Source organism: Achromobacter sp. CSND-B12 (assembly GCF_052906545.1).
In genome coordinates this window covers 2206129-2233019 of sequence record NZ_JBREGJ010000001.1, presented here as the reverse complement: position 1 = coordinate 2233019, position 26891 = coordinate 2206129, and the positions used below count along the sequence as shown (strand labels likewise).

The window sequence follows — 26891 nt, the reverse complement described above, 5'->3', positions numbered from 1 at the left end:
CTAGAAGTACACTCGCGTCCGCCAACCCGGTCCGATTCGCCTTGCCCCCAGGAGCGCCTGCATGAAATTCCGCTTCCCCATCTTCATCATCGACGAGGACTACCGTTCCGAGAACGCGTCCGGTCTGGGTATCCGCGCCCTGTCCGCGGCGATCGAGGCCGAGGGCGTCGAGGTGATCGGGGTGACCAGTTACGGCGACCTGAGTTCGTTCGCCCAGCAGCAGAGCCGTGCCAGCGCGTTCATCCTGTCGATCGACGATGAAGAGTTCGACGTAGATTCGCCCGAGGACGTGGCCAGCGCCATCAAGAACCTGCGCACCTTCATCGGCGAACTGCGTTTCCGCAACGCCGACATCCCCATCTACCTGTACGGCGAGACGCGCACCTCGGAACACATTCCGAACGACATCCTGCGCGAGCTGCACGGCTTCATCCACATGTTCGAGGACACCCCCGAATTCGTGGCGCGCCACATCATCCGCGAAGCGCGCAGCTATGTGGACAGCCTGCCGCCGCCGTTCTTCCGCGAGCTGGTCAAGTACGCCCAGGATGGCTCCTATTCCTGGCACTGCCCGGGTCACTCGGGCGGCGTGGCGTTCCTGAAGAGCCCGGTGGGCCAGATGTTCCACCAGTTCTTCGGCGAGAACATGCTGCGCGCCGATGTCTGCAACGCCGTCGACGAACTGGGCCAGCTGCTGGACCACACCGGCCCGGTGGCCGAGTCCGAGCTGAACGCGGCGCGCATCTTCCACGCCGACCACTGCTACTTCGTGACCAACGGCACCTCGACCTCGAACAAGGTGGTGTGGCACGCCAACGTCGCCGCCGGCGACGTGGTGGTGGTGGACCGCAACTGCCACAAGTCGATCCTGCACGCCATCACCATGACGGGCGCGATCCCGGTGTTCCTGCGCCCGACGCGCAACCACCTGGGCATCATCGGCCCGATCCCGCTGGAAGAGTTCCACCCGGACAGCATCCGCAAGAAGATCGAGGCCAACCCGTTCGCGCGCGAAGCCGTGAACAAGAACCCGCGCATCCTGACGCTGACGCAGAGCACCTACGACGGCGTGATCTACAACGTCGAGATGATCAAGAAGGAACTGGGCAGCTACGTCGACACGCTGCACTTTGACGAAGCCTGGCTGCCGCACGCGTCGTTCCACGAGTTCTACCAGGACATGCACGCGATCGGCCAGGACCGTCCGCGCAGCAAGGACGCGATGGTGTTCGCCACGCACTCCACGCACAAGCTGCTGGCCGGCATCTCGCAGGCCTCGCAGATCATCGTGCAGGAATCCGAGACCCGCAAACTGGACCGCAACGTCTTCAACGAAGCCTACCTGATGCATACGTCGACCTCGCCGCAGTACGCGATCATCGCGTCGTGCGACGTGGCCGCGGCCATGATGGAGCCGCCGGGCGGCACCGCGCTGGTCGAGGAAAGCATCCGCGAAGCCATGGATTTCCGCCGCGCCATGCGCAAGGTGGAATCCGAGTTCGGCAAGAACGACTGGTGGTTCAAGGTCTGGGGGCCGAACCGCCTGGTGTCCGAAGGCATCGGCAACCGCGACGAGTGGATCCTGGAGTCGAACGACCACTGGCACGGCTTCGGCGACCTGGCCGAAGGCTTCAACATGCTGGACCCGATCAAGGCCACGGTCATCACGCCGGGGCTGGACATGTCGGGCAGCTTCGGCGAAACCGGCATTCCCGCCGCGCTGGTCTCCAAGTACCTGACCGAGCACGGCGTGGTGGTCGAGAAGACCGGCCTGTATTCGTTCTTCATCCTGTTCACCATCGGCATCACCAAGGGCCGCTGGAACACGCTGCTGACCGCGCTGCAGCAGTTCAAGGACGACTACGACCGCAACCAGCCGCTGTGGCGCATCCTGCCGGAATTCTGCCGCGACCATCGCCGCTACGAGCGCATGGGCCTGCGCGACCTGTGCCAGCAGATCCACGAAGCCTACCGCGAGCGCGACGTGGCCCGCCTGACCACCGAGATGTACCTGAGCGACATGGTGCCGGCGCTCAAGCCGTCCGACGCCTTCGCCCGCATGGCGCACCGCGAGGTCGAGCGTGTCGACATCGACCAGCTCGAAGGCCGCGTCACCGGCGTGCTGCTGACGCCGTATCCTCCGGGCATCCCGCTGCTGATTCCGGGCGAGCGCTTCAACCGCACCATCGTCCAGTACCTGCAGTTCGCGCGCGAGTTCAACGAACGCTTCCCCGGCTTCGAAACCTACATCCACGGCCTGGCCGACGAAGTGGGGCCGGACGGCGAGAAGCGCTACTACGTTGATTGCCTGATCGAAGACTGATCAGGTCCGGAGTCCCGATGTTCGATGTCGCCGTCCTCGGTGCCGGCGCCGCCGGCATGATGTGTGCCGCGGTCGCCGGCCAGCGCGGCTTGCGCGTGGTGCTGGTGGACCACGCCGAGCGCCTGGCCGAGAAGATCCGTATCTCGGGCGGCGGCCGTTGCAACTTCACCAACATCGGCGCGGGACCCGCCAATTTCCTCTCCGACAACCCGCATTTTTGCCGCTCGGCGTTGTCGGGCTACACCCCGCAGGACTTCCTGGCGCTGCTCAAGCGCCACCGCATCGCCTGGCACGAGAAGCATCGCGGCCAGCTGTTCTGCGACGATTCCAGCGAATCCATCATCGAGATGCTGCGCGCCGAATGCGATGCCGGCGGCGTGCAGTGGCGCATGGGCTGCCAGGTGGCCGAGGTGGCCCATGGCGAGGCGGGCTTCGAGCTGCGCACCAGCCAGGGCGCGATCCGCGCGGCCAAGCTGGTGGTGGCCACGGGCGGCATGGCGATCCCGCAGTTGGGCGCCACCGACTTCGGCCTGAAGCTGGCGCGCCAGTTCGGCCTGAAGGTGGTCGAGCCGCGGCCGGCGCTGGTGCCGCTGACCTTCGACGCGGCGCACTGGCAGCCGCTGGCCGAACTGTCCGGCGTGGCGCTGGAGGTCAACCTGGCGACGGGGCAGGGCAAGGCGCGCGGCGAGTTTCTCGAAGACCTGCTGTTCACCCATCGGGGCCTGTCGGGCCCGGCGATCCTGCAGATATCCAGCTACTGGAAGCCGGGCGAGACCATCGTCATCGACCTGGCGCCGGGGCGCGACCTGGCGGCCGAACTGCTGGCGGCCAAGTCCGGCAACCGGCAGCAAATGCATACGGTGCTGGCCGGCCTGTGGCCCAAGCGCCTGGCCGACCGCTGGCTGCAACTGGCGGAGCAGGCCGGCAAGCCGGGCCTGGCGGCGCTGCGCCTGGCCGATGCGCCGGACAAGACCCTGCGCGCGCTGGCGCAGGACATCCACCAGTGGACCCTGGTGCCCAGCGGCACCGCCGGCTACAAGAAGGCCGAGGTCATGCGCGGCGGCGTCGATACGCGCGGCCTGGACCAGAAATCGATGCAGGCCCGCACCACGCCCGGCCTGTACTTCATCGGCGAGACCGTGGACGTCACCGGCTGGCTGGGCGGCTACAACTTCCAGTGGGCCTGGGCCTCGGGCGTGGCCTGCGGCAAGGCGCTCTAGGCGTTCCTGGCGCTTGATCCAACGCTTTTCCCGTCCGTCGGGCGCGGGCACGCTTCGTGCTGCCCGCCAAGGCCTGCCCGGCCCATAGCCTGACTGCATGACGGGCATTGCAACGTTGTCGTTGTGATATCAAATAAAAATACCTATCATTTGTATTTCATAAATTCGGCCGTGCCGCATCCGGTGGCGCCGCCTGATGGAGACCGCCTTGGCCTATACCTTGCCGCCCCTGCCTTACGCCTATGACGCGCTCGAACCGCACATCGACGCGCTGACGATGGAAATCCATCACAGCAAGCACCACCAGACCTACGTCAACAACCTGAACGCCGCGCTCGAAGGCGCCGGCATCGCCACCGACGAGCCGGTCGAGGCCCTGGTGGCGCGCATCGACCAACTTCCCGAAGCCGTCCGTGGCGCGGTGCGCAACAACGGCGGCGGCCACGCCAACCACAGCCTGTTCTGGTCGGTCATGTCGCCACGGGGCGGGGGCGAGCCCGACGGCGCGCTGGCCCGCGCCATCGACACCGAACTGGGCGGACACGCCGCCTTCCGCGAAGCCTTCACCAAGGCGGCGCTGACGCGCTTCGGCAGCGGCTGGGCCTGGCTCAGCGTGACGCCCGCCGGCAAGCTGGCGGTGGAAAGCAGCGCCAACCAGGACAGCCCGCTGATGCAGGGCAACACGCCGATCCTGGGCCTGGACGTGTGGGAACACGCCTACTATCTCAAGTACCAGAACCGCCGCCCGGAATACATCGGCGCCTTCTACAATGTGATCGATTGGCCCGAGGTGGCGCGCCGCTACGCCGCCGCCGTGGGCTGAGCCGGCATTGCGCGGGGGCAGCGGTCCATGAATACCTTCAGCCGTCATCGCATCCGGCCCGCGGCCACCAGCGTCAGTGTCTGGACGCTGGCGGTGCTGGTCGCCTGCCTGGGCCTGCACCAGATGTGGGTCTATTTCAACGACCACGCGCCGCACGTGGCCGACGCCCTGCTGGGCGGCATGGTCGCCGCGGGCGCCACCGCGGCGGGCACGCTGCCGATCCTGTTCGCGCGCACCATCCCGCAGAAGATGCAGGACAGCATGTTCGGCTTCGGCGCCGGCGTGATGCTGGCCGCCAGCGCCTTCTCGCTGGTGGCGCCGGGCATCGCGGCGGCCGAGGCGCAGGGCGCGGGGCCGTGGGGCGCCGGCCTGACGGTGGGCGCCGCCATCCTGCTGGGGGCGGCGGCGCTGTTGCTGATGGACCGGTTGCTGCCCCATGAGCATTTCATCAAGGGTCGCGAAGGCATCGAGGCCCACCGGCTGCGCCGAACCTGGCTGTTCGTCTTCGCCATCACCCTGCACAACCTGCCCGAAGGCCTGGCCATCGGCGTCGGTTATGCCGGCAACGATCCGGTGCGCGGCACGGCGCTGGCCACCGGCATCGCCATCCAGGACATCCCCGAGGGCCTGGTGGTGGCCGTGGCGTTGATCGCCGCGGGCTACAAGCGCGCGTTCGCGGTGGCGCTGGGCATGCTGTCGGGCCTGGTCGAGCCGGTGGGCGCGGTGCTGGGCGCGGCCGTGGTGGGCTGGTCGGCGGCGCTGCTGCCGTGGGGCCTGGGCTTTGCCGCCGGCGCCATGTTGTTCGTGATCAGCCACGAAATCATCCCCGAATCGCACCGCAAGGGGCACGAGGTCTACGCCACCTGCGGGCTGATGCTGGGCTTCGTGCTGATGATGCTGCTGGACACGGCGCTGGGCTGAAGCGGCGCCCGGGCGGCGATCGCGGATCAACAACGGAACCGCGTTTCGCGGTATGCTTTCGGCGCTGTCACGCATGTTGCGGGAGAGAGCGGCCGTTCGCGGCTGCCGCCGAAGGCGCAATTCGCCCGGAATCGCTCAGGTATCCCATACCGCGCATGCTTGCCCTGTCCCGGTTTTCACCGCGCGGACTCGGCAAAGCAGCACTCTGGAGAGACCTGGCGCCGCTGCCCAATCAGGGACATAGCGAGCAGCCCAGGCGCCGAAGGTGCAAACCCGCCACGCGGGGCAACTCTCAGGCAAAAGGACAGAGGGGCGGAAGATTCAGCCGTTGCGCGGGCGTTTTCCGTCTGTCCGCCAGCGGCATTCCGTAACCCTGGCACCGCTGCCGCTCCGGAGTACCCGCGCATGTCCGCAACCCTCAAACGCACCCCGCTGGCCGAAGAACATATCGCCTCCGGCGCCCGCATGGTCGATTTCGGCGGCTGGGATATGCCCCTGGCCTACGGCTCGCAACTGGAAGAGCACCACGCGGTGCGCCAGGACGCCGGCATGTTCGACGTTTCGCACATGCTCAACGCCGACGTCACCGGCCCCGACGCCTACGCCCTCCTGCAACGCCTGGTGGCCAACGACGTCGCCAAGCTGACCGTACCGGGCAAGGCGCTCTACACCTGCATGCTGAACCCGCAGGGCGGCGTCATCGACGACCTGATCGTGTACTTCTTCGCGCTCGACGAATGGCGCGTGGTGGTCAACGCCGGCACCGCCGACAAGGACATGGCCTGGATGCAGCGCGTCAAGCAGGCCGGCAAGTTCGACGTCACCATCACGCCGCGCCGCGACCTGGCCATGATCGCCGTGCAGGGCCCCAACGCCCGGGCCAAGGTCTGGGCCGCGCGCCCGGCCTGGCAGGCTGCCAGCGAGCCGCTGACCTCGTTCGTGGCCGCGCGCGTCGGTGACGACACGCTGGTGGCGCGCACCGGCTACACCGGCGAAGACGGCTTTGAAATCGTGCTGCCCGCCGCCGAGGCGGTGCAACTGTGGCGCGACCTGGCGGCCCAGGGCGTGCGCCCGGCGGGCCTGGGCGCGCGCGACACGCTGCGCCTGGAAGCCGGCATGAACCTGTATGGCCAGGACATGGACGAACTGACCCAGCCCGGCGAAGCCGCGCTGACCTGGACGGTGTCCCTGAAGAACCCCGAGCGCCGCTTCATCGGCCGCGACGCGCTGGAGCAGTTCGCCACGCCCGCCGCCTTCGTCGGCCTGAAGCTGCAGGAACGCGGCGTGATGCGCGCCCACATGGCGGTGCGCACCGCGCACGGCGTGGGCGAGCTCACCAGCGGCACCATGTCGCCGACGCTGGGCGTGTCGATCGGCTTTGCCCGCCTGCCGCAAGGCGTGGCCGCGGGCGACACGGTCGAGGTCGACATCCGCGGCAAGTGGGTGCCCGCCCTGGTCTGCAAGCTGCCGTTTGTCCGTAACGGCAAAGCCGTCGAACACTCGTAAACTCGAAGCTTCGCGCCGGTGGCCGGCCCTGCGGGGGCGCGGCCGCCGGCGCGAGGCGCGCAACACCATTTCCTTATCCGAATCCCCCAGGAGTCCTCATGAGTCTGCCCACCGATCGCAAGTACACCGAGTCCCATGAATGGGTCAAAGCCGAAGGCGACGTGTTCGTCGTCGGCATCACCGATACCGCCCAGGACCAGCTGGGTGACCTGGTCTTCGTCGGCGACGTCAAGGTCGGCGCCAAGCTGAACGCGGGCGAGACCGCCGGCGTGGTCGAGTCGGTCAAGGCCGCCTCCGACATCTACGCGCCCGTGGCCGGCGAAATCGTCGCGTTCAACGACGAGCTGGAAAGCAACCCCAACCTGATCAACGAATCGGCCTTCACCGCCTGGATCTTCAAGATCAAGCCGGTCAACGCCGCCGATGCCGACAAGCTGCTGGACGCCGCCGGCTACGAAGCCGTGGCCAACGGCTAAGCCCGTCAGGGCGGGCGCGGCGCTGGCGCCGCCGCCCGTCCATGCATCACCGTCCGTCCCTCCCGACGACACCGCCATCTCGAGATCCCCCATGTCGCGCGCCCTAGACACCCACACCGACTTCATCCCCCGCCACATCGGCCCCTCCGACGCCGACCAGGCCGCCATGCTCGCCGCCATCGGCAGCCCCAGCCTGGACGCCCTGATCGAAGAAGTCGTGCCGCCCAAGATCCGCAGCCAGGCGCCGCTGGCGCTGCCGCCGTCGCGCAGCGAAGCCGACGTGCTGGCCGAGTTGAAGCAGATCGCCGGCCGCAACAAGGTCTTTCGCAACTACATCGGCCAGGGTTACTACGGCACGCAGACGCCCAACGTGGTGTTGCGCAACATTCTCGAGAATCCCGCCTGGTACACGGCCTACACGCCGTACCAGCCCGAGATCTCGCAGGGCCGCCTGGAGGCCCTGCTGAACTACCAGACCATGGTCGCCGACCTGACCGGGCTGGACATCTCCAACGCCTCGCTGCTCGATGAAAGCACCGCCGCCGCCGAAGCCATGACGCTGGCGCGCCGCAGCGCCAAGTCGCAAAGCCCGGTGTTCTTCATCTCGCGCCACGTGCATCCGCAGACCATCGAAGTCGTGCGCACGCGCGCCGAGGGCCTGGACATCGAGATCGCCGTCGGCGACGAGGCCGAAGGCCTGCCGGAATGCTTCGGCGTGCTGCTGCAGTACCCGCACAGCACCGGTTCGGTGGCTGATTACCGCAAGCTGGCCGAAACCGCCCACGCGCAAGGCGCGGTGGTGGCCGTGGCCACCGACCTGCTGGCGCTGGCGCTGCTGGCCGCGCCGGGCGAGTGGGGCGCGGACATCGCCATCGGTTCGGCCCAGCGCTTCGGCGTGCCTTTCGGTTTCGGTGGCCCGCACGCCGGCTTCATGGCTTGCAAGGACGCCTTCAAGCGCAACATGGCCGGCCGCCTGGTCGGTGTGTCCAAGGACGCCCAGGGCAACCCGGCGATGCGCCTGGCGCTGCAGACGCGCGAACAGCACATCCGTCGCGAGAAGGCCACCTCGAACATCTGCACCGCGCAGGTGCTGCTGGCCGTCATGGCCGGCATGTACGCCGTCTGGCACGGCCCGGCCGGCATCCGCCGCATCGCCGAGCGCGTGCAGCGCTACACCGCCATCCTGCGCGCCGAACTCGGCAAGCTGGGCATCAAGGTCGCCAACGACACCTTCTTCGACACGCTGCTGCTGGAAACCGGCCCGGCCACGCCCGCCATCATCACGGCCGCCGAGTGCGAGCACATCAACCTGCGCCGCGTCGACGGCGCCCGCCTGGCCGTGTCGCTGGACGAGACCGTCACCGCCGCCGACCTGCAGGCGCTGGTGAACGTGTTCGCCGCCGGCCTGGAACGCGACGACGTCGAACTGGACATCGACGCGCTGGACGCCAAGGCGGCCGGCGGCATCCCCGCCGCGGTGGCGCGTGAAAGCGCCATCCTCAAGCACCCGGTGTTCTCCAGCGTGCAGTCGGAAACCGACATGCTGCGCTACCTGCGCAAGCTCGCCGACAAGGACCTGGCGCTGGACCGCACCATGATCCCGCTGGGCTCCTGCACCATGAAGCTGAACGCCACGGCCGAGATGATCCCCATCACCTGGCCCGAGTTCGCGCTGGTGCATCCGTTCGCGCCCGCCTCGCAGAGCAAGGGCTATGACGAGCTGATCACGCGCCTGTCGGCCGCGCTGTGCGAGATCACCGGCTACGACAACATCAGCCTGCAGCCCAACTCGGGCGCGCAGGGCGAATACGCCGGCCTGCTGGCGATCCGCGGCTACCACCAGGCCAACGGCCAGCACCAGCGCAACGTCTGCCTGATCCCGTCGTCGGCCCACGGCACCAACCCCGCGTCGGCGCAACTGGCCGGCATGGACGTGGTGGTGGTGGCCTCCGACGCCAACGGCAACGTCGACCTGGGCGACCTGCGCGCCAAGATCGAACAGGTCGGCGACAAGCTGGCCGCGCTGATGATCACTTACCCGTCCACGCACGGCGTGTTCGAGGAAGCCGTGACCGAGATCTGCGACCTGGTGCACCAGGCCGGCGGCCAGGTGTACCTGGACGGCGCCAACATGAACGCCATGGTCGGCGTGGCCAAGCCGGGCAAGTTCGGCTCGGACGTGTCGCACCTGAACCTGCACAAGACCTTCTGCATCCCGCACGGCGGCGGCGGCCCGGGCGTCGGTCCGGTCGCGGTGCGCGCGCACCTGGCGCCGTACCTGCCGGGCGTGGTCAACGAGCAGGGCAAGCTGCCCGGCGAAGCCAAGGTTGGCCCGGTCTCGGCCGCGCCGTTCGGCTCGGCCGGCATCCTGCCGATCCCGTTCGTGTACATCGCGCTGATGGGCGCCGACGGCCTGCGCCGCGCCACCGAAGTCGCGATCCTGAACGCCAACTACATCGCCACCCGCCTGCGCGACCACTACCCGGTGCTGTACGCGGGCCGCAACGGCCGCGTGGCGCACGAGTGCATCCTGGACGTGCGTCCGCTCAAGGAAACCAGCGGCATCAGCGCCGAGGACATCGCCAAGCGCCTGATGGACTACGGCTTCCATGCCCCCACCATGAGCTTCCCGGTGGCCGGCACGCTGATGGTCGAGCCGACCGAATCCGAAGGCGTGGCCGAGCTGGACCGCTTCATCGAGGCGATGATCTCGATCCGCGAGGAAATCGCCCAGGTCGAGCGCGGCGAACGCGACCGCGAGGACAACGTCCTGAAGAACGCGCCGCACACCGCCCAGATGCTGCTGGCCGAGGAATGGCTGCACGACTACCCGCGCCAGCAGGCCGCCTACCCGGTGGCTTCGCTGCGCGAGGCCAAGTACTGGCCGCCGGTGGCGCGCGTGGACAACGCCTATGGCGACCGCAACCTGGTGTGCGCCTGCCTGCCGGTCGAAGCCTACGCCTGAGGCCGCGTGACGGCCCGCCCCTTGGGGCGGGTCATCGAGGCTTGCCTGGCGACAGGCAAAAAAAACCCCCATCGCACGATGGGGGTTTTGCTTTTGCGCGGCCGTCTTACTTCCTGGCCGGCGCCGCCGACATCGCGGTGGCGAATTCCTCGGTGATGCTGAAGTAGGTGTTCAGCAGGATCTGCAGGTTCTTCTTGCCGATGCCGCCTTCGGCGTTCATGTCCATCTGCAGCACGGCCTGGTTCTTGTCGTCCAGGTAGGCGCGGGTCCAGCGGTATTGCTGGTTCCAGGCGTTGATGGCCTTGAGCGTGGCCGGCTTCTTGCCGGCGTAGGTGGCGGTGGCGACCAGGTCGTAGCACTTCTCGGAGAAGTCGTTGCACAGGAATTCCAGGCGCAGGTCGGTGGCGCCGGTGTTGCTGGCATCCAGGATCAGGACCGGGCCTTCGTCGCCGTCGGTCTTGCGTGTGGTGTAGCCCATGTCGTCCAGCATGCCGACGACCATGTCGACGTCGAACTCGTTGACCACGTCGGCATTGCTGGTGGCGGCCATGTCGTCGTCCATGGCGGTGGCGCCGACGGCCGGCTCGGCTTCGTCTTCATCGTCCATCGTGTCCTCGTCCATGCCAGCCGCGCCCAGCAGGCCCGAGAACAGTTCGTCGGCGGGAATCTTCTTGCCGTTCAGGTCGCCCATGCCGTCGGCGAAGTGGAACTTGCCGACGATGTTGTCGCCGTCGTTCTTGCCGACGTTGAACATCTCGGCCATGCCGGACATGCTGCGGATGTTGTCGGCGGCCTCGGCTTCGGCCTTGTCGGCGGGCATGCCGTCCTTCTTGATGGCGTACTGCACCATCAGGTCCTGCACCATCGGCTTGGAGATCACCAGCGTGGCGTCGATCTGCTTGATGGCCTTGACCACGATTTCCTGCGGCGTCAGGTCCTTGACGTTAGGAGGATTGGCCAGGTCCAGCGTGACGTTCAGCTTGCTTTCGCCCTTGGCGGTCTTCCAGCTGATCGGGTCGATGCTGAACGACGGATTGCCGGCCAGCAGCTTGCCGGCGTTATCCAGCAGCACCTGGAACTGTTCGTCGTTCAGGCCCTCGTCGTGGGCATCGGCCATGTATTGGCGCATCAGCTGGTTGTAGGTGTCGGACAACTGCTTGACCGCGGCGCCGTCCAGCCGGGCCAGCTTGATGACGGCCTGGCCGTTGCCCAGCGGCACGTCGTTGACGTTGATGTCGCCGGTCTGATACGCGGCCTGGATGTTGATGTTCTTGTCGTCCTCGGCCAGCTTGACGGTATAGCTGAAGTTGTCGAGGATCACTTTGGCGTCGGCGTCCGGCTTGATGACTTCGATGCGCTTGATCTTGATGCCCGAGTCGCCGACCGACAGGCCGAACTTGCCCATGCGGCTGTCGACGTCCATGGTCAGGCCGGACATCGCCATCTTGATCGGATCGCTACCCTTGGTGCCGTCCACCGCCAGGGTGTCGGTCTTGGCATTGGCGGTGATGGCGGCCAGGCCGCGGTCGAACGTGCCGGTGATTTCCATGCCGCTGAAATCGACCGAATTGCCTTCATGCGTCACCTTCACCGGCGCGATGCGGGCGGTCGATGCCGTGCTGCCGCCAAAGCTGACCATGGCATCGGTGACCAGGGGCGAGACGTCCTTGGTCAGCTCGAACACCGGCTTGACGTTGTCCGTCTTGGCCATTTCGGTGTGGACGAAAGCCAGCTTGGGCGCGATGGCGCCGCGCGCCAGCGCGCTCTTGGGGAACGGGCCGTGCTCGATTTGGGCATCGAATTCCAACATGCCGTCCGGCATGTCGCTCAGGCTCTTGTCGCTCTTGACGAACGACACGCCGTAGCGCGCCTGCGTCGAGAACAGGCCGCGCTCGTATTTGATCTGGTCGATGCGCAGGCCGAACAAAGGCGTGATCTTGGCCAGCTTCTCGTTGGCCTCGGCCAGGCGGCGCTGCGCGCCTTCCTCGATGCGCTTGCCGGTGTACCAGGTAGCACCCACCCAGCTTCCCGCTCCCACTATGACCACGGCTAAGGTGATCGCTACGCTCTTTTTCATGTTTTGCTTTGTCGTTGATTGTCGAGTCTTGTCCCTGCGGCGCGGCGCCGTCGAGCGGCGCGGGCAATGGGACATATTCATCGGCCTGTCAGGACCCGCGGCGAGTATACCGAGGCGGGGTAGCCAGTTGCAGTGCGCGCCGTTACCGAAGATTTCAAAATGAAAGCCAGCGCCCTCGGGCGCCGGCCATATTGTCGACAACGCGTGTTTTACAGGGGATCGAGCGGGTAGATCGGCCGGCGCACGTGCTTGAAGTCGAGCTGGCCGTAGTCGGAGGTGGTGACGCCCACGCCGGTGCACTCGATGATCTCGGTGGCCATTTCGGAGAAGCCGGCGCGCCAGTGGACCCGGCTCTTGAGCACCACATAGCGCTTTTGCTGCGGATCGATGCCGGCCGACAGCAGGCAATTGATGTCGAAGGGTTCCTGGTGCCGCGACACCACCACGATCTCGACCCGTCCGGTATCGATCACCACCGTCAGGCCGGTGTCGTTGCGCACGCCACGGTACATGGGGCCGCGGTTCAGGTAGACGCCGTCGAACACCAGCTTGACGCGGCCCGTCACGGTCAGCGGTTCGCCGGTCCGCTTGATGGCGGGCATGTCCACCTTGCCGCCCAGGGGCAGGGTGACGGTGCTGCCCACGCCCGCCGTGGCGGCCTCGCGCGCCGCCTGGGGATCGCAGATGGCGTAGAACACCACGTTGTCCAGTTCCTGGCGCAGCACCTCGGCCAGCACCGCCGTCGTGTCCATGGTGCCGCCGGAGCCGGTGTTGTCGTAGTGGTCCAGCAGCACCACAGGCCCGTGCTCGATGGCCTTGGCCCGGGCAATGGTGGGCGCCAGCGGCTCGGAATGGAACACCCATTTCGCCCGGTCGTTCCAGGCGCGCTCCAGCAGCTCGTCGCGGTATTGCTCCGCCTGGGCCAGGTTGGCGTCCGTACAGACCACGGCGCTAAGGCCCGCCTCGCGGATGTCGGCGTGGGGGAAACCCACGAACACCGAGGCCGCCAGAACGCCATCGGCCTCCAGCTGGCGGCAGCGCTCCTGCAGCGATTTGTTGGGATCGGCGTGGGTGCCCTGGCACATGACGTGCGGCAGCATGGGCTTGCCGCCCCAGGTCATCACGGGCTTGATCTCGCCCTTGAGCGTGCGCACGATGACGTTGGCCGCGCGCACGCCGGCCTCGCGGATGTCCACGTGCGGATAGGTATGGAAGCCGCTGATGACGGTGGCGTTGTCGACGATGTCGGCGTAGATGTTGGCGTGCATGTCCAGCGTCACCGCCACCGGCGTCTTGGGATCGATCTCGCGCAGGCGGCGCAGCAGGTCGCCCTCGGCGTCTTCCACGCCCTCGGCCACCATGGCGCCGTGCAGGTCCAGCAGGATGGCGTCGTAGCCGCCCTTGCGGACCTCGTCCAGCACCCGCTTGCACAGCAGCTCGTGGGTCTCGGCGCTGGCCGGGCCGCTGGGCCAGGATTCGGCGGCCACCGGCACCACGATCTCGGCGCCGACGCGGCGCGCCACCTCGATGTAGCCGCCCAGGCCGCTGTCGGTGTTCTCGTAGGCGCGGATGGCGCGGTCGCCGGCCAGGATTTCAGGATTGCCGCGGAAAAAGCGCGCGAGCGGGGTTGGCACGGGCGAGAAGGTGTTCGTCTCGTGCTTGATCATTGCCAGAAGCCAACGCATGGAAATTCCTGTGGTTGCCAAAGGGAAAAGGTGCCGGACTGGTCAGCGCGCGCTAGGCGGCCCGTGGCGGTTGCGGCCACGGCTGCTGGGCCGGGCGCATGCGTTCCCAGGCGCGGGCCACGCGCAGCACGCCAAGGTCATCGAAGCGCGCGCCGGCGATCTGCAGGCCGATCGGCAGGCCCGCCCGGGTATAACCGCAATTGACCGAGGCGGCCGGCTGCTCGCTCATGTTGTAGGGCAGGGTGTAGCCGATGTGGTGCATGGTCGTGGCGACCTCGTTGGTGGGCGCGGCCCACTCGGCGTTGTAGGCCACCACCGGCGCCACCGGCGACAGCACGTAGTCGAAGGGGGCGGTGGCGGCCACGGTCTTGGCGCGCACGTTCAGGGTTTCGTAGTAGCTGCGGAACACGGCCTCGCCGGATTGGCCGCCGCCGCTTTCGGCCCAGGCGCGGATGAACGGCAGGATCTTGTCGCGGCGCGCTTGCGGCAGGGCCCCCAGGTCGATGGCCGAGCGGGTGCGCCAGAAGCGGTCGACGCCGTCCAGCATCTCCGGCGTCATCCACGGCTTGAGCGGCGTGACGATGGCGCCGGCCGACTCGAACAGTCGGGCCGCGGCTTCGACGGCGGCGCGGATCTCCGGGTCCAGCGGCAGGCCGCAGCCGGCGTCCAGCTGCAGGCCGATGCGCAGGCCGCGCACGTCGATATCCAGGTTGAGCCAGTCGAAGTCCTGGAACGGCAGGCTCATGTGATCGCGCGCGTCGGGTTGCGACAGCACGCCCATCATCAGCGCGGCGTCAGTGATGTCACGCGTCATGGGGCCGGCGCAGCGGCCCATGAAGGGCGGGTCGATGGGGATGCGGCCCAGGCTGGGCTTGAGCGTGGCGATGCCGCACCAGGCGGCCGGCAGGCGCACCGAGCCGCCGATGTCGGTGCCGATGTGCAGCGGGCCGTAGCCCGCCGCCGCCGCCGCTCCGGCGCCGGCGCTGGAGCCGCCCGGGTTTTTGCTCAGGTCCCAGGGGTTGCGCGTCAGCGCATGGAAGCTCGACAGCCCCGAGGACAGCATGCCGTAGTCGGGCATGGTGGTCTTGCCCAGCACCACCGCGCCGGCCTCCCGCATGCGCGCCGCCGGCGGCGCGTCGGCCGCGGCCGGCGTCAAGTCGGTGGCGGCCGTGCCCAGCGGCACCGGCACGCCGCGGGTGGCGATGTTTTCCTTGATGGTGGCGGGCACGCCGTCCAGCGAGTAGCCGCCGCAAGCCTGCGGCTCGCCTTTCATCCAGCGCGCCTCGGAGGCGCGCGCCTGCGCCAGCGCCTGGTCGGGATCGAGCGCATAGGTGGCGTGGATGTGCGGTTCCCAGCGCGCGATGTGGTCGAGCACCGAGCGGGTCGCCTCGACCGGCGACAGGGTCTTGTTGCGATAGGCGGCCAGCAGCTCCTGGGCCGAGAGTTCATGCGGTTGCGACATGGCGGATTCCGATTGCGTGGGATGCCTGGGTTGATTGGGACGCCTCAGGCGGCGGGGGCCGCCAGCCCGGCCGCCACGGGCCGGAAATTGCGGAAGTCCCAGTCGCGCCCGGGCGCCGCGTCGATCAGGGCGCGGGTGTACTCGTGGCGGGGATCGGTCAGCACGGCCTGGGCGGCGCCGGTCTCGACGACCTTGCCGCGCTGCATGACCATGATGGTGTCGCAGATCTGCGCGGCCACGCGCAGGTCATGCGTGATGAACAGCACGCCCACGCCGGTGCGTTCGCGCACCTGCTCGAGCAGTTCCAGCACCTGCGCCTGCACCGACACGTCCAGCGCCGACACGGCTTCGTCGGCCACCAGGATCTCGGGGTCCATCACCAGCGCGCGGGCGATGCAGATGCGCTGGCGCTGGCCGCCGGAAAACTGGTGCGGGTAGCGCCGCATGGCGTCGGGGCTCAGTCCGACCACCGACAGCGTCTCGCCGGCGCGTTGCAGCGCCTGCTCGCGCGGCACGCCGAAGTTGAGCAGGCCTTCGATGATGGACTCGCCCACGGTGCGGCGCGGGTTGAGCGAGCGGTAAGGATCCTGGAACACGATCTGGATGCGGCGCCGCACCGGGCGCAGGGCCGCGCCGGACAGCGTGCTGAGGTCTTCGCCGCCCATCATCATGTGGCCGGCGGTGGGTTCGATCAGGCGCACGATGCAGCGCGCCACGGTCGACTTGCCCGAGCCGGACTCGCCCACGATGCCGAGGATTTCGCCCTTGCGCAGCGTCAGGTTGACGTCTGCCGCCGCGATCACGTTGCGCGGCGCGCTGCGCGAGAACAGCGAGCGCTTGCCGCCGTAGGTGCGCCCCAGGCCCTTGACGTGCAGCACCGGCACGCCCGCGGGCGCTTCGCGGTGCAACGGCACCAGGCTGGGCACCGACGACACCAGGCGCCGCGTGTACGACTGCTTGGGTTCGGCCAGGATCTCGTCGCGGGTGCCGCTTTCGATCAGGTCGCCGCGGTTCATCACCACGATGCGGTCGGCGATCTCGGCCACCACGCCGAAGTCGTGCGTGATGAACAGCACGGCGGTCCGGTGCTTGACCTGCAGTTCCTTGATCAGCAGCAGGATCTGCTTCTGCGTGGTGACGTCCAGCGCCGTGGTCGGCTCGTCGGCGATCAGCAGCTTGGGCTCCAAGATCAGCGCCATGGCGATCACGATGCGCTGGCGCTGGCCGCCCGAGAGCTGGTGCGGATAGGCATCGTAGATGCGCTCGACGTCGGGCAGGTGCACCGAGCGGAACATGTCCAGCACCTTGGCGCGGCGTTCGGCGGCCGACATGCGGCGATGCAGCCGCAGCACTTCGTCGACCTGCTTGCCGACGGTGTGCACGGGGTTCAGCGCCGTCATGGGTTCCTGGAACACCATGGCCATGCGGGTGGCGCGCAGTTCGCGCAGGCGCCGCGGCGTGGCGTTGGCCACGTCCTCGCCTTCGACGCGGATCGAGCCCGCGCTGATGCGCAGCACGCCGGCCGGCAACAGGCCCATGACGGCCAGCGATGTGACCGACTTGCCCGAGCCGGACTCGCCGACCACGCACACGGTTTCGCCGGCGTGCACGTCCAGGCTCAGGTTGCGCACCACGCGGTTGCCGGCGCCGCCGACCTCCACCGACAGGTTGCGGATCGCCAGCACGGCGGACGAGGTATCGCCCGCGGGGGGAGTGGGAGAGTAGGTCATCGGCATCAGATCCTGCGCACCATTTTCGGATCGAGGGCGTCGCGCAGCGCGTCGCCCAGGATGTTCACGCTGAGCACGGTCAGCGACAGGAACAGCCCCGGGAACAGGATCAGGCCGGGCAGCATGCGGAAGTACATGCGGCCTTCGGACATGATGTTGCCCCAGGAGGCGATCTCGGGCGGGATGCCCGCGCCCAGGAAGCTGAGGATGGCCTCGGTCAGCATGGCCGAAGCGAACACATACGTGCCCTGCACGGTCAGCGGCGCGATGGTGCTGGGCACCATGTGGCGCCACAGCAGCAGCGGCAGCGGCGTGCCCAGCGCCAGCGCCGCTTCGACGTAGGGCTCGCCGCGCACCGTCAGGATCTGTCCGCGCACCAGCCGCACCACCCGTGGAATCTCGGGGATGGTGATGGCCACCAGCACCGTCATCAGGCTGGCCCCGGTGACCGACACCAGCGCGATCGCCAACAGGATGCCGGGGATCGCCATGATGGCGTCCATGGTGCGCATGATGATGCCGTCGAGCGAGCGGAACCAGCCGGCGATGACGCCGACCACCAGCCCGATGGTGACGCTGATGACCGCCGCGCCCAGCCCCGCGATCAGCGAGACGCGCGCGCCGTAGGCCACGCGCGACCAGACGTCGCGGCCGAAGGCGTCGGTGCCGAACAGGTAATCGGTGAACGGCTGCTTCAGGCGCGCGCCGGGATTGATGGACGTCGGGTCGACCGTGCCCAGCAGCGGGGCGAACAGGGCGATGGCGACAATGATGAGCAGCACCACCAGGGCCAGCATCACCGGCCAGCTTTTGAGGCCCTGGCGGATCTGGCGCCAGGCGGTGACGTGGGGCGTGCCGCCGCCGGGAAGATCGGCGGCCGCTTGCGCAGCGGCGTCGGTTGGCGTTTGCATGGCGTGGCCTCAGTATCGGATACGGGGGTCGAACACCGTGTAGGCGCAATCGACAACCAGATTGATGAACACGTAGACGAAGGCGAAGAACAGCGTCAGGCCCTGGATCACGGGGTAGTCGCGCGCCAGCACGGCTTCGACCACCAGCCGGCCCAGACCGGGGATGTTGAACACCGATTCGGTCACCACCACGCCGCTGATCAGCAGCGCGATGCCCAGGCCCACCACCGTGGCGATGGGTACCGCGGCATTGCGCAACGCGTGGCCCAGCAGCACGCCGGTCTCGGTCAGCCCCTTGGAGCGCGCGGTGCGGATGAAGTCCTCGCCCATCACCTCGATGACGCTGGTGCGCGTGATGCGCGCGATCAGGGCGATGTACACGGTGGACAGCGCCAGCGACGGCAGGATCAGCCGATGCAGGAACAGCCAGAAGCCATTGGCCAGCGGCGTGTAGCCCTGCACGTTGAACCAGCCCAGCTTGATGGCGAAGGCCCAGATCAGCAGGTAGCCGGTGACGAACACCGGCACCGAGAAGCCCAGCACCGAAAAGCCCATGACCGCGCGGTCCAGCAGCCGGCCCTGGCGCCAGGCCGCCAGCACGCCCAGCGGGATCGCCACGATCAGCGTGAAGACCAGCGTCAACAGCGCCAGGCTCAACGACGGTTCGAGGCGCTGGCCGATGAGCTGGGTCACGGGCACGCCGGACATCAGCGAGGTGCCGAGGTCTCCCTGAAGCAGCTTGCCGCCCCAGATGAAGAACTGCCTGGCCATCGGCTGGTCCAGGCCCATCGTCTGGCGGATCTGTTCGATCCGCTCGGGCGTGGCGCCGTCGCCGGCCATGATGATGGCCGGATCACCCGGGCTCAAACGCAATATCGCAAAGACCACCACCGCGACCATCACCAGAACGGGGATGGTCGCGAGGAGCCGGCGTGAGACGAATGCCAGCATGTATTTCCCCCTGAACTACTTGCCCGTCAAGGGGCTTTTTTCACATTCCAGAACGCGAACACTGGCGCATGCACCAGGCCCGAGAGCTTGGCGGTGTACACGGTGGGCACCGACATCTGGCCCAGCGGCACGTACAGGCCCTCGTCGATGCCGATGCGCTGCAATTCATCGGCGATCTTCTTCTGCTCGGCCGGATCGGAGGTCAGCGCGAACTTGGTGCGCAGTTCCTCGACCTGGGGGAAGTCGGGCCAGCCGAACCAGGCGTTGTCGCCGTTGGCCGCGGCCGGGGCCGAGCGCACCGGGTCCATCACGTCGGTGGCGTACCAGTTGGTGTTGTGGATGTTCCAGCCGCCTTCGGCCGGCGCCGCCTTGGAGGCGCGGCGGGTCGCCACGCTCTGCCAGTCCATCGCGGCCAGGTTGACGTTGAAGCCGGCCTTGCGCAGCGCCTGGGCCATCACCACCGGCTGGGCCGACAGCGTGCCGACGTCGGTGGCGTGCATCACCAGGATCGGGGTGTTGTCATAGCCGGCTTCCTTCAGCAGGGCCTTGGCCTTCTCGATGTTCGAGGGCACCACCACGTCCTTGCCGATGTCCGATTCCAGCGGCGTGCCGCAGCCCCACAGCGAGGCGCAGGTCTTCCAGTACTTGGGATTGCCCACCAGCGCCTTCATCACGTCTTCCTGGCCGATGGCGTACATCGCGGCCTGGCGGATCTTCTTGTTGTTGAAGGGCGGGTACTTGAAGTTGAAGCGGTACATCGTGAAGTAGCCGACCGGGCTGAGCGACTCTTCCTTCAGGTCCTTGTTGCCTTCGATCATCGGCAGCAGGTCATAGGGGAACTGCTCGACGAAGTCGATTTCGCCGCCCAGCAGGGCGTTGGCGGTGGTCAGGGCGTCGGGCATCACATCCCATTGCACCTTGTCCACGTTCACCACCTTGCCGCCGGCCAGGCCGCTGGCGGGTTCCTTGCGCGGCACGTAGTCGGCGTTCTTGGCGTAGACGGTCTTCACGCCCGGCTTGAACTCGATGACCTTGAACGGACCCGAGCCGGTCATGTCGGTGATCGGCTGGCCGATGGGCAGCTCGGCGATGCGCTTGGGCATCATGAACGGCGCGGTGCCGGTGGGCTTGGACAGGGCGCGCAGCGCCAGGTCCGTGGGTTCCTTCATGACGATGCGGAAGCTGTTGTCGTCGATGACTTCGATCTTGTCGGTGAATTTCAGCAGCGTGCGGCCCATGCCGTCGCCCGCGGCCCAGCGCTTGATCGACGCGACGCAGTCCTCGGCCGTGACGGGCTTGCCGTCATGCCATTTCTGGCCCGGGCGCAGCGTCATGGTGTAGGTCTTGCCGTCGGCCGAGACCTCCCACTTTTCCAGCATCTGCGGCTGGATCTTGTTGTCGGCGTCGGTGGCCAGCAAGGTGTCGTAGATCATGTAGCCGTGCCACGTAGTGATGTACGCGGTGGTGGCGTGCGGATCGGTCAGGCGCAGCGGCGAATGCATCACCGCCTTGATGACGGTGTCTGCGTAGGCGCCATGGGCCATCAGCAGGGTGGCGCCGGCGAACGCGGCCGCGCGGACGAACTTGAGCATGAAATTCCCCTTCTATGCGTAGTGAGCGGCGCGGATTGCCGCTACGTCGTTGACGCGCCGCGCCCCGGGCGCGGCGTGCGAGGGTCAGTCGGTTGCGGCGCCGGCAAAGACCGGGCCGCAAGGCGCCATTCTGATACCGGGACGCAACCGTGTCCATGGTTGTTTTGCCGCATCCATCAGCATCGATCCCGGCGCGGCGCAAACCAGGATGGCGTGGGCGATGGGGGTGAAGTCGGCACGGAAATGCGCCGAGCTTTTCACCGCCAGGATCGCCGCGCGGCGCGGCTCGATGCCGGCGAAGCGGAACATCTCCTGGTCGGCCATCTGCACCTTGTTGGACGCCACCACGATGCGCACGCCGCCGGTGCGCAGGCAGGCGCTGGGGCCCAGGTCCATATGGAAGCCGCGGTAGAACGCGCCATGCGTATCGAAGCGCCCATCCGAAGTTTTCTCCACGATGAACTCGGCGTCCAGCGGTTCGTCGTCGGGAATACCCGAATGTCCACCCAATGCAATGCGGACCGATTTACCCACGCCGGCGCGGTGCGCGGCCAGCGCCGCTTCCGGATCGACGATCAATCCGATGGCGGCATCGCGCGCCTGGTGGCGGATCAGGGCGCGCAGCAGGCCCGTGGTGTCGGAACTGCCGCCGGCGCCGGGGTTGTCCTGCGCGTCGGCGATGACCACCGGCGCGTTGGCCTCGCGCGCCAGCCGCATGGCGGTCGTGACCGCGTCATCGGGTGAATACAGGGTACCGCCGAAATCCCGTTCGGCATCGAGCACCGCGCGCGCCAGCGTGTCGGCGGCCGCGTCGGCCTCGGCCTGGGTGGCGCCGTAGGCCCATACCGCGGGCAGGCAATCGGGAAAATCCGCCGCCGGAAAACCGGTGGCCAGCGACACGCTCTGGGCGCCGCGCGCCTCGATGTCGCCCACCATCTGGTACAGGCTGCGCGCCGGCTCGATGTCGGTCGATTGCCAGCACAGCGGAATCAGGTAGGGCAACTGTCGCAGCGCCACGCAGGGACGGGGCGCGCCGGCCAGGCGCCGCGCCAGCAGCGCGGCGGCGCGCTGGCCGGTCTCGGCCATGTCGATGTGCGGATAGGTGCGGTAGCAGACCAGCGCGTCGGCGTGGCGCACCATCGCCGCTGTCATGTTGGCGTGCAGGTCCAGGCTGGCCACCACCGGCACGTCAGGGCCGACCAGCGCGCGCACGCGCTTGAGCAGTTCGCCTTCGCCGTCGTCCAGGTGCTCGGTGACCATGGCGCCGTGCAGGTCCAGGTACACGCCGTCCAGCGGCAGGGCCGCTTGCAGGCCCTGCAGGATCAGGGCGCTGATGCGTTCGAAGGCATCCTCGGTGACCGGTCCGGACGGGCTGGCCGCGGCCCACGTGGCCGGCAGCAGCGTGTGCTGTTGCATGGCCTCGATGAAGCCGGCCACCGGAATGTTGGCACCGGCCACGGCCTGGAACATCGCCGGGCCGCTGACCAGCTTGGGCCAGCCGCCGCCCTTGTCGGCGAAGTCTTCCCAGGCCGCGCGCGAAGGCGCGAAGGTATTGGTTTCATGCTGAAAGCCGCCGATCCCGATGCGCATCAGGATTCCCCTTGTTGTGTGTCTTTCGGCAAAACCCCGGCCGTCTGGCGGCTCGGGGCGGTGAACGCGTCTACATGGTCACTTGGCCACCGGCATGGTGAATTCCGCGCCCTTGGCGATGCTGTCCGGCCAGCGCTGCATCACGCTCTTGTAGCGCGAGTAGAAGCGGATGCCTTCTTCGCCGTAGGCATGGTGGTCGCCGAACAGCGAACGCTTCCAGCCGCCGAACGAATGCCAGGCCATCGGCACCGGGATCGGCACGTTGATGCCGACCATGCCCACCTTGATCTGGCGGGCGAAGGCACGCGCCACACCGCCATCGGACGTGAAGCAGGCCACGCCGTTGCCGAATTCATGGGCGTTGATCAGCTCGACCGCGGCGGCGAAGTCGGGCACGCGTACCACGCACAGCACTGGTCCGAAGATCTCTTCGCGATAGATGTTCATCGTGGGCTTGACCTTGTCGAACAGCGTGCCGCCCAGAAAGAAGCCCTTTTCGGCGCCCGGCACCTTCAGGCCGCGGCCGTCGACCACCAGCTCCGCGCCGGCGGCGACGCCGTCCTCGATGTAGCCGATGACCTTGTTGCGGTGCTGCGCCGTGACCAGCGGGCCCATTTCGGCGTCGCCCTGCATGCCGTCCTTGACCACCAGCGCCTTGACGCGCGGGACCAGGCGTTCGATGACCTTGTCGGCCACGTCGCCCACCGCCACGGCCACCGAGATCGCCATGCAGCGTTCGCCGGCCGAGCCGTAGGCCGCGCCCATCAGCGCGTCGGTGACCTGGTCGAGGTCGGCGTCGGGCATCACCACCAGGTGGTTCTTGGCGCCGCCCAGGGCCTGCACGCGTTTGCCGCGGCGCGTGCCTTCGGCGTAGATGTATTCGGCGATCGGGGTCGAGCCGACGAAAGACAGGGCCTCGACGTCGGGGTGCGCGATCAGCGCGTCCACGGCCTGCTTGTCGCCGTGCACCACGTTGAACACGCCCGGCGGCAGACCGGCTTCGGTCAGCAGCTCGGCCAGGCGCAGCGAGGCCGAGGGATCGCGTTCGGACGGCTTGAGCACGAAGGTGTTGCCGCAGGCGATGGCCACCGGGAACATCCAGCACGGCACCATCATCGGGAAGTTGAACGGCGTGATGCCGGCCACCACGCCCAGCGCCTGGCGCATGCTCCAGTTGTCGATGCCGCCGCCGATCTGGTCGGAATACTGGCCCTTGAACAGATGAGGAATGCCGCAGGCGAATTCGACGATCTCGATGCCGCGCATCACTTCGCCCTTGGCGTCCGAGAACACCTTGCCGTGCTCGCGCGTGATCAGCTCGGCCAGTTCGTCCTGGTGCTTGTCCAGCAGCGCCTTGAAGTTGAACAGCACGCGGGCGCGCTTGAGCGCGGGGGTTTCCGACCAGGCCGGAAAGGCGGCCTTGGCGGCGGCCACGGCCAGTGCCACCTCATCGGTGGAGGCCAGCGGCACGGAGGTGATGATCTCGCCGGTGGCCGGGTTGAAACCGTCGGCGTAGCGGTTGCTGCGGCCATCGTAGGGCTGGCCGTTGATGTAGTGCGAGAGGTTCTTCTTCATGGGAAAACTCGGAGCGGGGTTCTTTGAAAACGCCGGAGGGCGGCCCGGGGCCGCCCGCCGTTGTGTGCGATGCGCGGCGCCTGCGCCGCGCCGGGGGGTTACGCGACTTCCTTGAGCACCTTGCCGATCTGCTCGAAGATCTGGCCGATCTGGGCCTCGTCGATGATCAGCGGCGGCGAGACGGCGATGATGTCGCCGGTGTAGCGCACCATCAGGCCGCTGTCGAAGCACTTCTGGAACACTTCGGCGGCGCGCGCGCCCGGCGCGCCGGCGCGCGGCGCCAGTTCGACGCCGGCCACCAGGCCCAGGTTGCGCACGTCGATGACGTGCGGCGCGCCCTTCAGGCTGTGGGCGGCCTGCTCGAAGGCGCCGGACAGCTTGCGGGCGCGGCCGAACAGGTCTTCGCGGCGGTAGATGTCCAGCGTCGCCAGGATGGCGGCGGCCGCCAGCGGGTGGGCCGAATAGGTGTAGCCGTGGAAGAACTCGATGCCGCCGGCCGGGCCGTTGACGATGGCGTCATGCACCTCGCGGCGCACCGCGACCGCGCCCGCGGGCACGGCGGCGTTGCTGACGCCCTTGGCCATCGCGATCAGGTCCGGCGTCACGCCGAAGAATTCCGACGCGGTGGCCGCGCCGAGGCGGCCGTAGGCGGTGATGACTTCGTCGAAGATCAGCAGGATGCCGTGTTTGGACGTGATCTCGCGCAGCTTTTCCAGGTAGCCCTTGGGCGGGATCAGCACGCCGGTGGAACCGGCCATCGGTTCGACGATGACGGCGGCGATGGTCGAGGCATCGTGCAGCGCGATGATGCGTTCGAGTTCGTCGGCCAGCTGCGCGCCCCAGGCCGGCTGGCCCTTGGAATAGGCGTTCTGCTCCAGGTTGTGGGTGTGGGGCAGGTGGTCGACGGCGGGCAGCAGCGCGCCGGAGAAGGTCTTGCGGTTGGTCGAGATGCCGCCGACCGAGATGCCGCCGAAGCCCACGCCGTGGTAGCCGCGCTCGCGGCCGATCAGGCGGGTGCGCTGGCCTTCGCCGCGGGCGCGGTGATAGGCCAGGGCGATCTTCAGGGCGGTGTCGACCGATTCGGAACCGGAGTTGGTGAAGAACACGCGGTCCAGGCCCTGCGGCATGAAGCTGGCGACGGCCGTGGCGGCCTCGAAGGCCAGCGGGTGGCCCAGCTGGAAGCCGGGGGCGTAATCCATGGTGCCGGCCTGGCGCGAGATCGCCTCGACGATCTCCTGGCGGCCGTGGCCGGCGTTGACGCACCACAGGCCGGCGGTGCCGTCCAGCACCTGGCGGCCGTCGACTGAGGTGTAGTACATGCCCTTGGCCGACGCCAGCATGCGGGGATGCGCCTTGAACTGCTTGTTGGCGGTGAAAGGCATCCAGAGATGGGACAGGTCGGGCAACTCGGCGGGGGCGTTCATGGCGGCTCCAGGGGGAAGGACAAGTGCCGGAGCCTGCGCGCGTTTCGGGCGGGCGGCCGGCGGGATGCGATTGATTCTGGTACGTCCGGCCGCGAATGAAAATATACAATCCGCGCAAACCGGGCTAACTGTATAGTTGCAGGCATGGCAACTGTACAGATAGCGTAGCGCCGTGATCGATTTCCAGCCCGTGCGGGCCCGTGGCCAGGCGCCGACCCTGGTGGACCAGGTGGTGGCGGCCGTGCTGCGCGCCATCGAAGCCCAGTCGCTGCGTCCGGGTATGTCCCTACCTTCGGTGCGCGACTTCGCGCGCCAGTACCAGGTAAGCACCTTCACCGTGGCCAGCGCCTACAACCGCCTGGTATCACTGGGCTGGCTGGCGGCGCGCCCGGGCGCCGGCTATCGGGTGGCCGCGCCCGACGCGCCGCCGCGCCGGGGCGCGCCGCAATCCTGGGAGCCGCCGCGGCTGAACGCGGCCTGGCTGCTGTCGGATATCTTCGCGGACCATTCCATCCCCATCAAGTCGGGCTGCGGCTGGCTGCCGGGCGAGTGGCTCAACGAGGAAGGGTTGCACATGGCGCTGCGCCATATGGGCCGGGTGCCGGCCATGCGCATCGCCAACTACGGCCATCCCTATGGCTATGCGCCGCTGCGCGAGACCATCGCCGCCACGCTCAGCGCCCAGGGCATGGAAGTCGAAGTGTCGCAGGTGCTGCTGACCCAGGGCGTGACGCACGGCCTGGACATGGTGATCCGCACGCTGCTGCGGCCCGGCGACACCGTGCTGGTCGAGCAACCCGCCTACGCCAATCTGCTGCAGATGCTGCGCCTGGCCGGACTGCGCGTGGTGCCCGTGGCGCGCACGCTGGACGGCCTGGACTGCGAGGCGCTGGAGCAGGCCGCGTCGCAGCACCGGCCGCGCGCGCTGTTCGTCAACACCGCCTTGCAGAATCCGTCTGGCGCGAGCATCAGCATGGCCAACGCCTTCCGCATCCTGCAACTGGCCGAGCGCCATGGGCTGTGGGTGGTGGAGGACGACATTTCGCGTGAACTGGCGCCGGGCGTCACGCCCATGCTGGCGGCGCTCGATGGCGGCCGGCGGGTGGTCTACCTGGGCGGGTATTCCAAGGTCATCAGCCCGTCGGTGCGGGTCGGCTACGTGGTCGCGCACCGCGACCTGGCGCGCGACATCGCCCGCACCAAGATGGCAGTGGGCCTGACCTCGCCGGAAATCATGGAGCGTATCGTCCACCAGGTCATCCGCGAAGGACGCTACCGGGCGCACATCGAGCGCACCCGCGAGCGGCTGGCGCAGGCGCACGCCACGGTGGCCGAATTGATGGCGCAACACGGTTTCGAGATCTACGCGCAGCCCCGTGCCGGGCTGTTCCTGTGGGCCAAGGTGGCCGGGCAGTGGCGTGAGCGGGGCGCCAACGGCCTGGCCGGCCTGGCATTGAAGGACGGCATCTGGCTGGCGCCGGGGTCGTACTTTGAGGCGGACGAGGCTGATACGCCCTGGGTGCGCTTCAACGTGGCGTACTCGGAAGCGCCGGCGCTGTGGCGCTTCATGCGCAATGAGGGCGCGGCCTAGCCTGCTGTCCCGGGGGGGCGGCGCGGCGTTGGCACCGCGATGGCAGCCACCACGCCCGGGCGGGGCGGC

The 26891-nt window shown here is 68.0% G+C and carries 18 protein-coding genes and 2 riboswitches; of the genes, 8 read left to right on the top strand and 10 right to left on the bottom strand.

All coding sequences use genetic code 11. The annotated features are described in order from the left end of the window. Positions 1 to 61: 61 nt before the first annotated feature. From ACUTAG_RS10390 to gcvP, 7 genes are all read left to right on the top strand, one after another. Complete coding sequence (locus ACUTAG_RS10390; RefSeq protein ID WP_006385861.1) at positions 62 to 2323, top strand: arginine/lysine/ornithine decarboxylase; 2262 nt, start codon at positions 62 to 64, stop codon at positions 2321 to 2323. 17 nt (positions 2324 to 2340) lie between these two features. After that, a complete protein-coding gene (locus ACUTAG_RS10385) occupies positions 2341 to 3543 on the top strand; it encodes an NAD(P)/FAD-dependent oxidoreductase (protein ID WP_148317211.1) in 1203 nt (400 codons plus the stop codon). A 208-nt stretch (positions 3544 to 3751) separates the two neighbouring features. Beyond that, positions 3752 to 4366, top strand: coding sequence for a superoxide dismutase (locus ACUTAG_RS10380; protein WP_006385863.1), 615 nt, complete (start codon positions 3752 to 3754; stop codon positions 4364 to 4366). A gap of 27 nt (positions 4367 to 4393) precedes the next feature. After that, positions 4394 to 5287, top strand: coding sequence for a ZIP family metal transporter (locus ACUTAG_RS10375; protein WP_020926284.1), 894 nt, complete (start codon positions 4394 to 4396; stop codon positions 5285 to 5287). Positions 5288 to 5356: 69 nt separating this feature from the next. After that, positions 5357 to 5449: riboswitch (glycine riboswitch) on the top strand. Between the two features lie 33 nt (positions 5450 to 5482). Continuing rightward, a riboswitch (glycine riboswitch) is annotated at positions 5483 to 5605 on the top strand. A gap of 87 nt (positions 5606 to 5692) precedes the next feature. Beyond that, the gene (gene gcvT / locus ACUTAG_RS10370; protein WP_148317209.1) at positions 5693 to 6793 is read left to right on the top strand and encodes a glycine cleavage system aminomethyltransferase GcvT; all 1101 of its coding nucleotides are present in this window, start codon (positions 5693 to 5695) and stop codon (positions 6791 to 6793) included. Between the two features lie 98 nt (positions 6794 to 6891). After that, on the top strand, positions 6892 to 7269 hold the full coding sequence (gene gcvH, locus ACUTAG_RS10365) for a glycine cleavage system protein GcvH (RefSeq protein WP_006385867.1): 378 nt from the start codon (positions 6892 to 6894) through the stop codon (positions 7267 to 7269). 91 nt (positions 7270 to 7360) lie between these two features. Continuing rightward, entirely contained in the window at positions 7361 to 10234 is a 2874-nt protein-coding gene (gene gcvP, locus ACUTAG_RS10360) for an aminomethyl-transferring glycine dehydrogenase (protein ID WP_148317207.1), read from the top strand. Positions 10235 to 10340: 106 nt separating this feature from the next. Here the strand turns inward: gcvP and ACUTAG_RS10355 are convergent, their stop codons facing one another. The 10 genes from ACUTAG_RS10355 to ACUTAG_RS10310 form a co-directional block, all read right to left on the bottom strand. Next, the gene (locus ACUTAG_RS10355) at positions 10341 to 12311 is read right to left on the bottom strand and encodes a DUF945 family protein (RefSeq protein ID WP_047991895.1); all 1971 of its coding nucleotides are present in this window, start codon (positions 12309 to 12311) and stop codon (positions 10341 to 10343) included. A gap of 209 nt (positions 12312 to 12520) precedes the next feature. Next, positions 12521 to 13996, bottom strand: a complete 1476-nt coding sequence (locus ACUTAG_RS10350) for a M81 family metallopeptidase (protein ID WP_148317205.1) — start codon at positions 13994 to 13996, stop codon at positions 12521 to 12523. 52 nt (positions 13997 to 14048) lie between these two features. Then, a complete protein-coding gene (locus tag ACUTAG_RS10345) occupies positions 14049 to 15458 on the bottom strand; it encodes an amidase (protein ID WP_148317203.1) in 1410 nt (469 codons plus the stop codon). A gap of 44 nt (positions 15459 to 15502) precedes the next feature. Beyond that, on the bottom strand, positions 15503 to 17188 hold the full coding sequence (locus ACUTAG_RS10340) for an ABC transporter ATP-binding protein (RefSeq protein ID WP_006385875.1): 1686 nt from the start codon (positions 17186 to 17188) through the stop codon (positions 15503 to 15505). A gap of 5 nt (positions 17189 to 17193) precedes the next feature. Beyond that, complete coding sequence (locus ACUTAG_RS10335; RefSeq protein ID WP_006385876.1) at positions 17194 to 18099, bottom strand: ABC transporter permease; 906 nt, start codon at positions 18097 to 18099, stop codon at positions 17194 to 17196. A gap of 9 nt (positions 18100 to 18108) precedes the next feature. Further along, complete coding sequence (locus ACUTAG_RS10330; protein ID WP_006385877.1) at positions 18109 to 19050, bottom strand: ABC transporter permease; 942 nt, start codon at positions 19048 to 19050, stop codon at positions 18109 to 18111. Positions 19051 to 19076: 26 nt separating this feature from the next. Beyond that, positions 19077 to 20642 (bottom strand): ABC transporter substrate-binding protein, encoded by a 1566-nt coding sequence (locus tag ACUTAG_RS10325; RefSeq protein ID WP_026384806.1) that lies wholly within the window; start codon positions 20640 to 20642, stop codon positions 19077 to 19079. Positions 20643 to 20726: 84 nt separating this feature from the next. Next, a complete protein-coding gene (locus tag ACUTAG_RS10320; RefSeq protein ID WP_026384807.1) occupies positions 20727 to 22232 on the bottom strand; it encodes a M81 family metallopeptidase in 1506 nt (501 codons plus the stop codon). 78 nt (positions 22233 to 22310) lie between these two features. Further along, a complete protein-coding gene (locus ACUTAG_RS10315) occupies positions 22311 to 23807 on the bottom strand; it encodes a CoA-acylating methylmalonate-semialdehyde dehydrogenase (protein ID WP_026384808.1) in 1497 nt (498 codons plus the stop codon). A gap of 98 nt (positions 23808 to 23905) precedes the next feature. Continuing rightward, entirely contained in the window at positions 23906 to 25231 is a 1326-nt protein-coding gene (locus ACUTAG_RS10310; protein ID WP_187378276.1) for an aspartate aminotransferase family protein, read from the bottom strand. Between the two features lie 172 nt (positions 25232 to 25403). Between ACUTAG_RS10310 and ACUTAG_RS10305 the strand changes: the two genes are divergently transcribed. Next, complete coding sequence (locus tag ACUTAG_RS10305; RefSeq protein ID WP_054518365.1) at positions 25404 to 26822, top strand: aminotransferase-like domain-containing protein; 1419 nt, start codon at positions 25404 to 25406, stop codon at positions 26820 to 26822. The last annotated feature ends 69 nt before the right edge of the window (positions 26823 to 26891 follow it).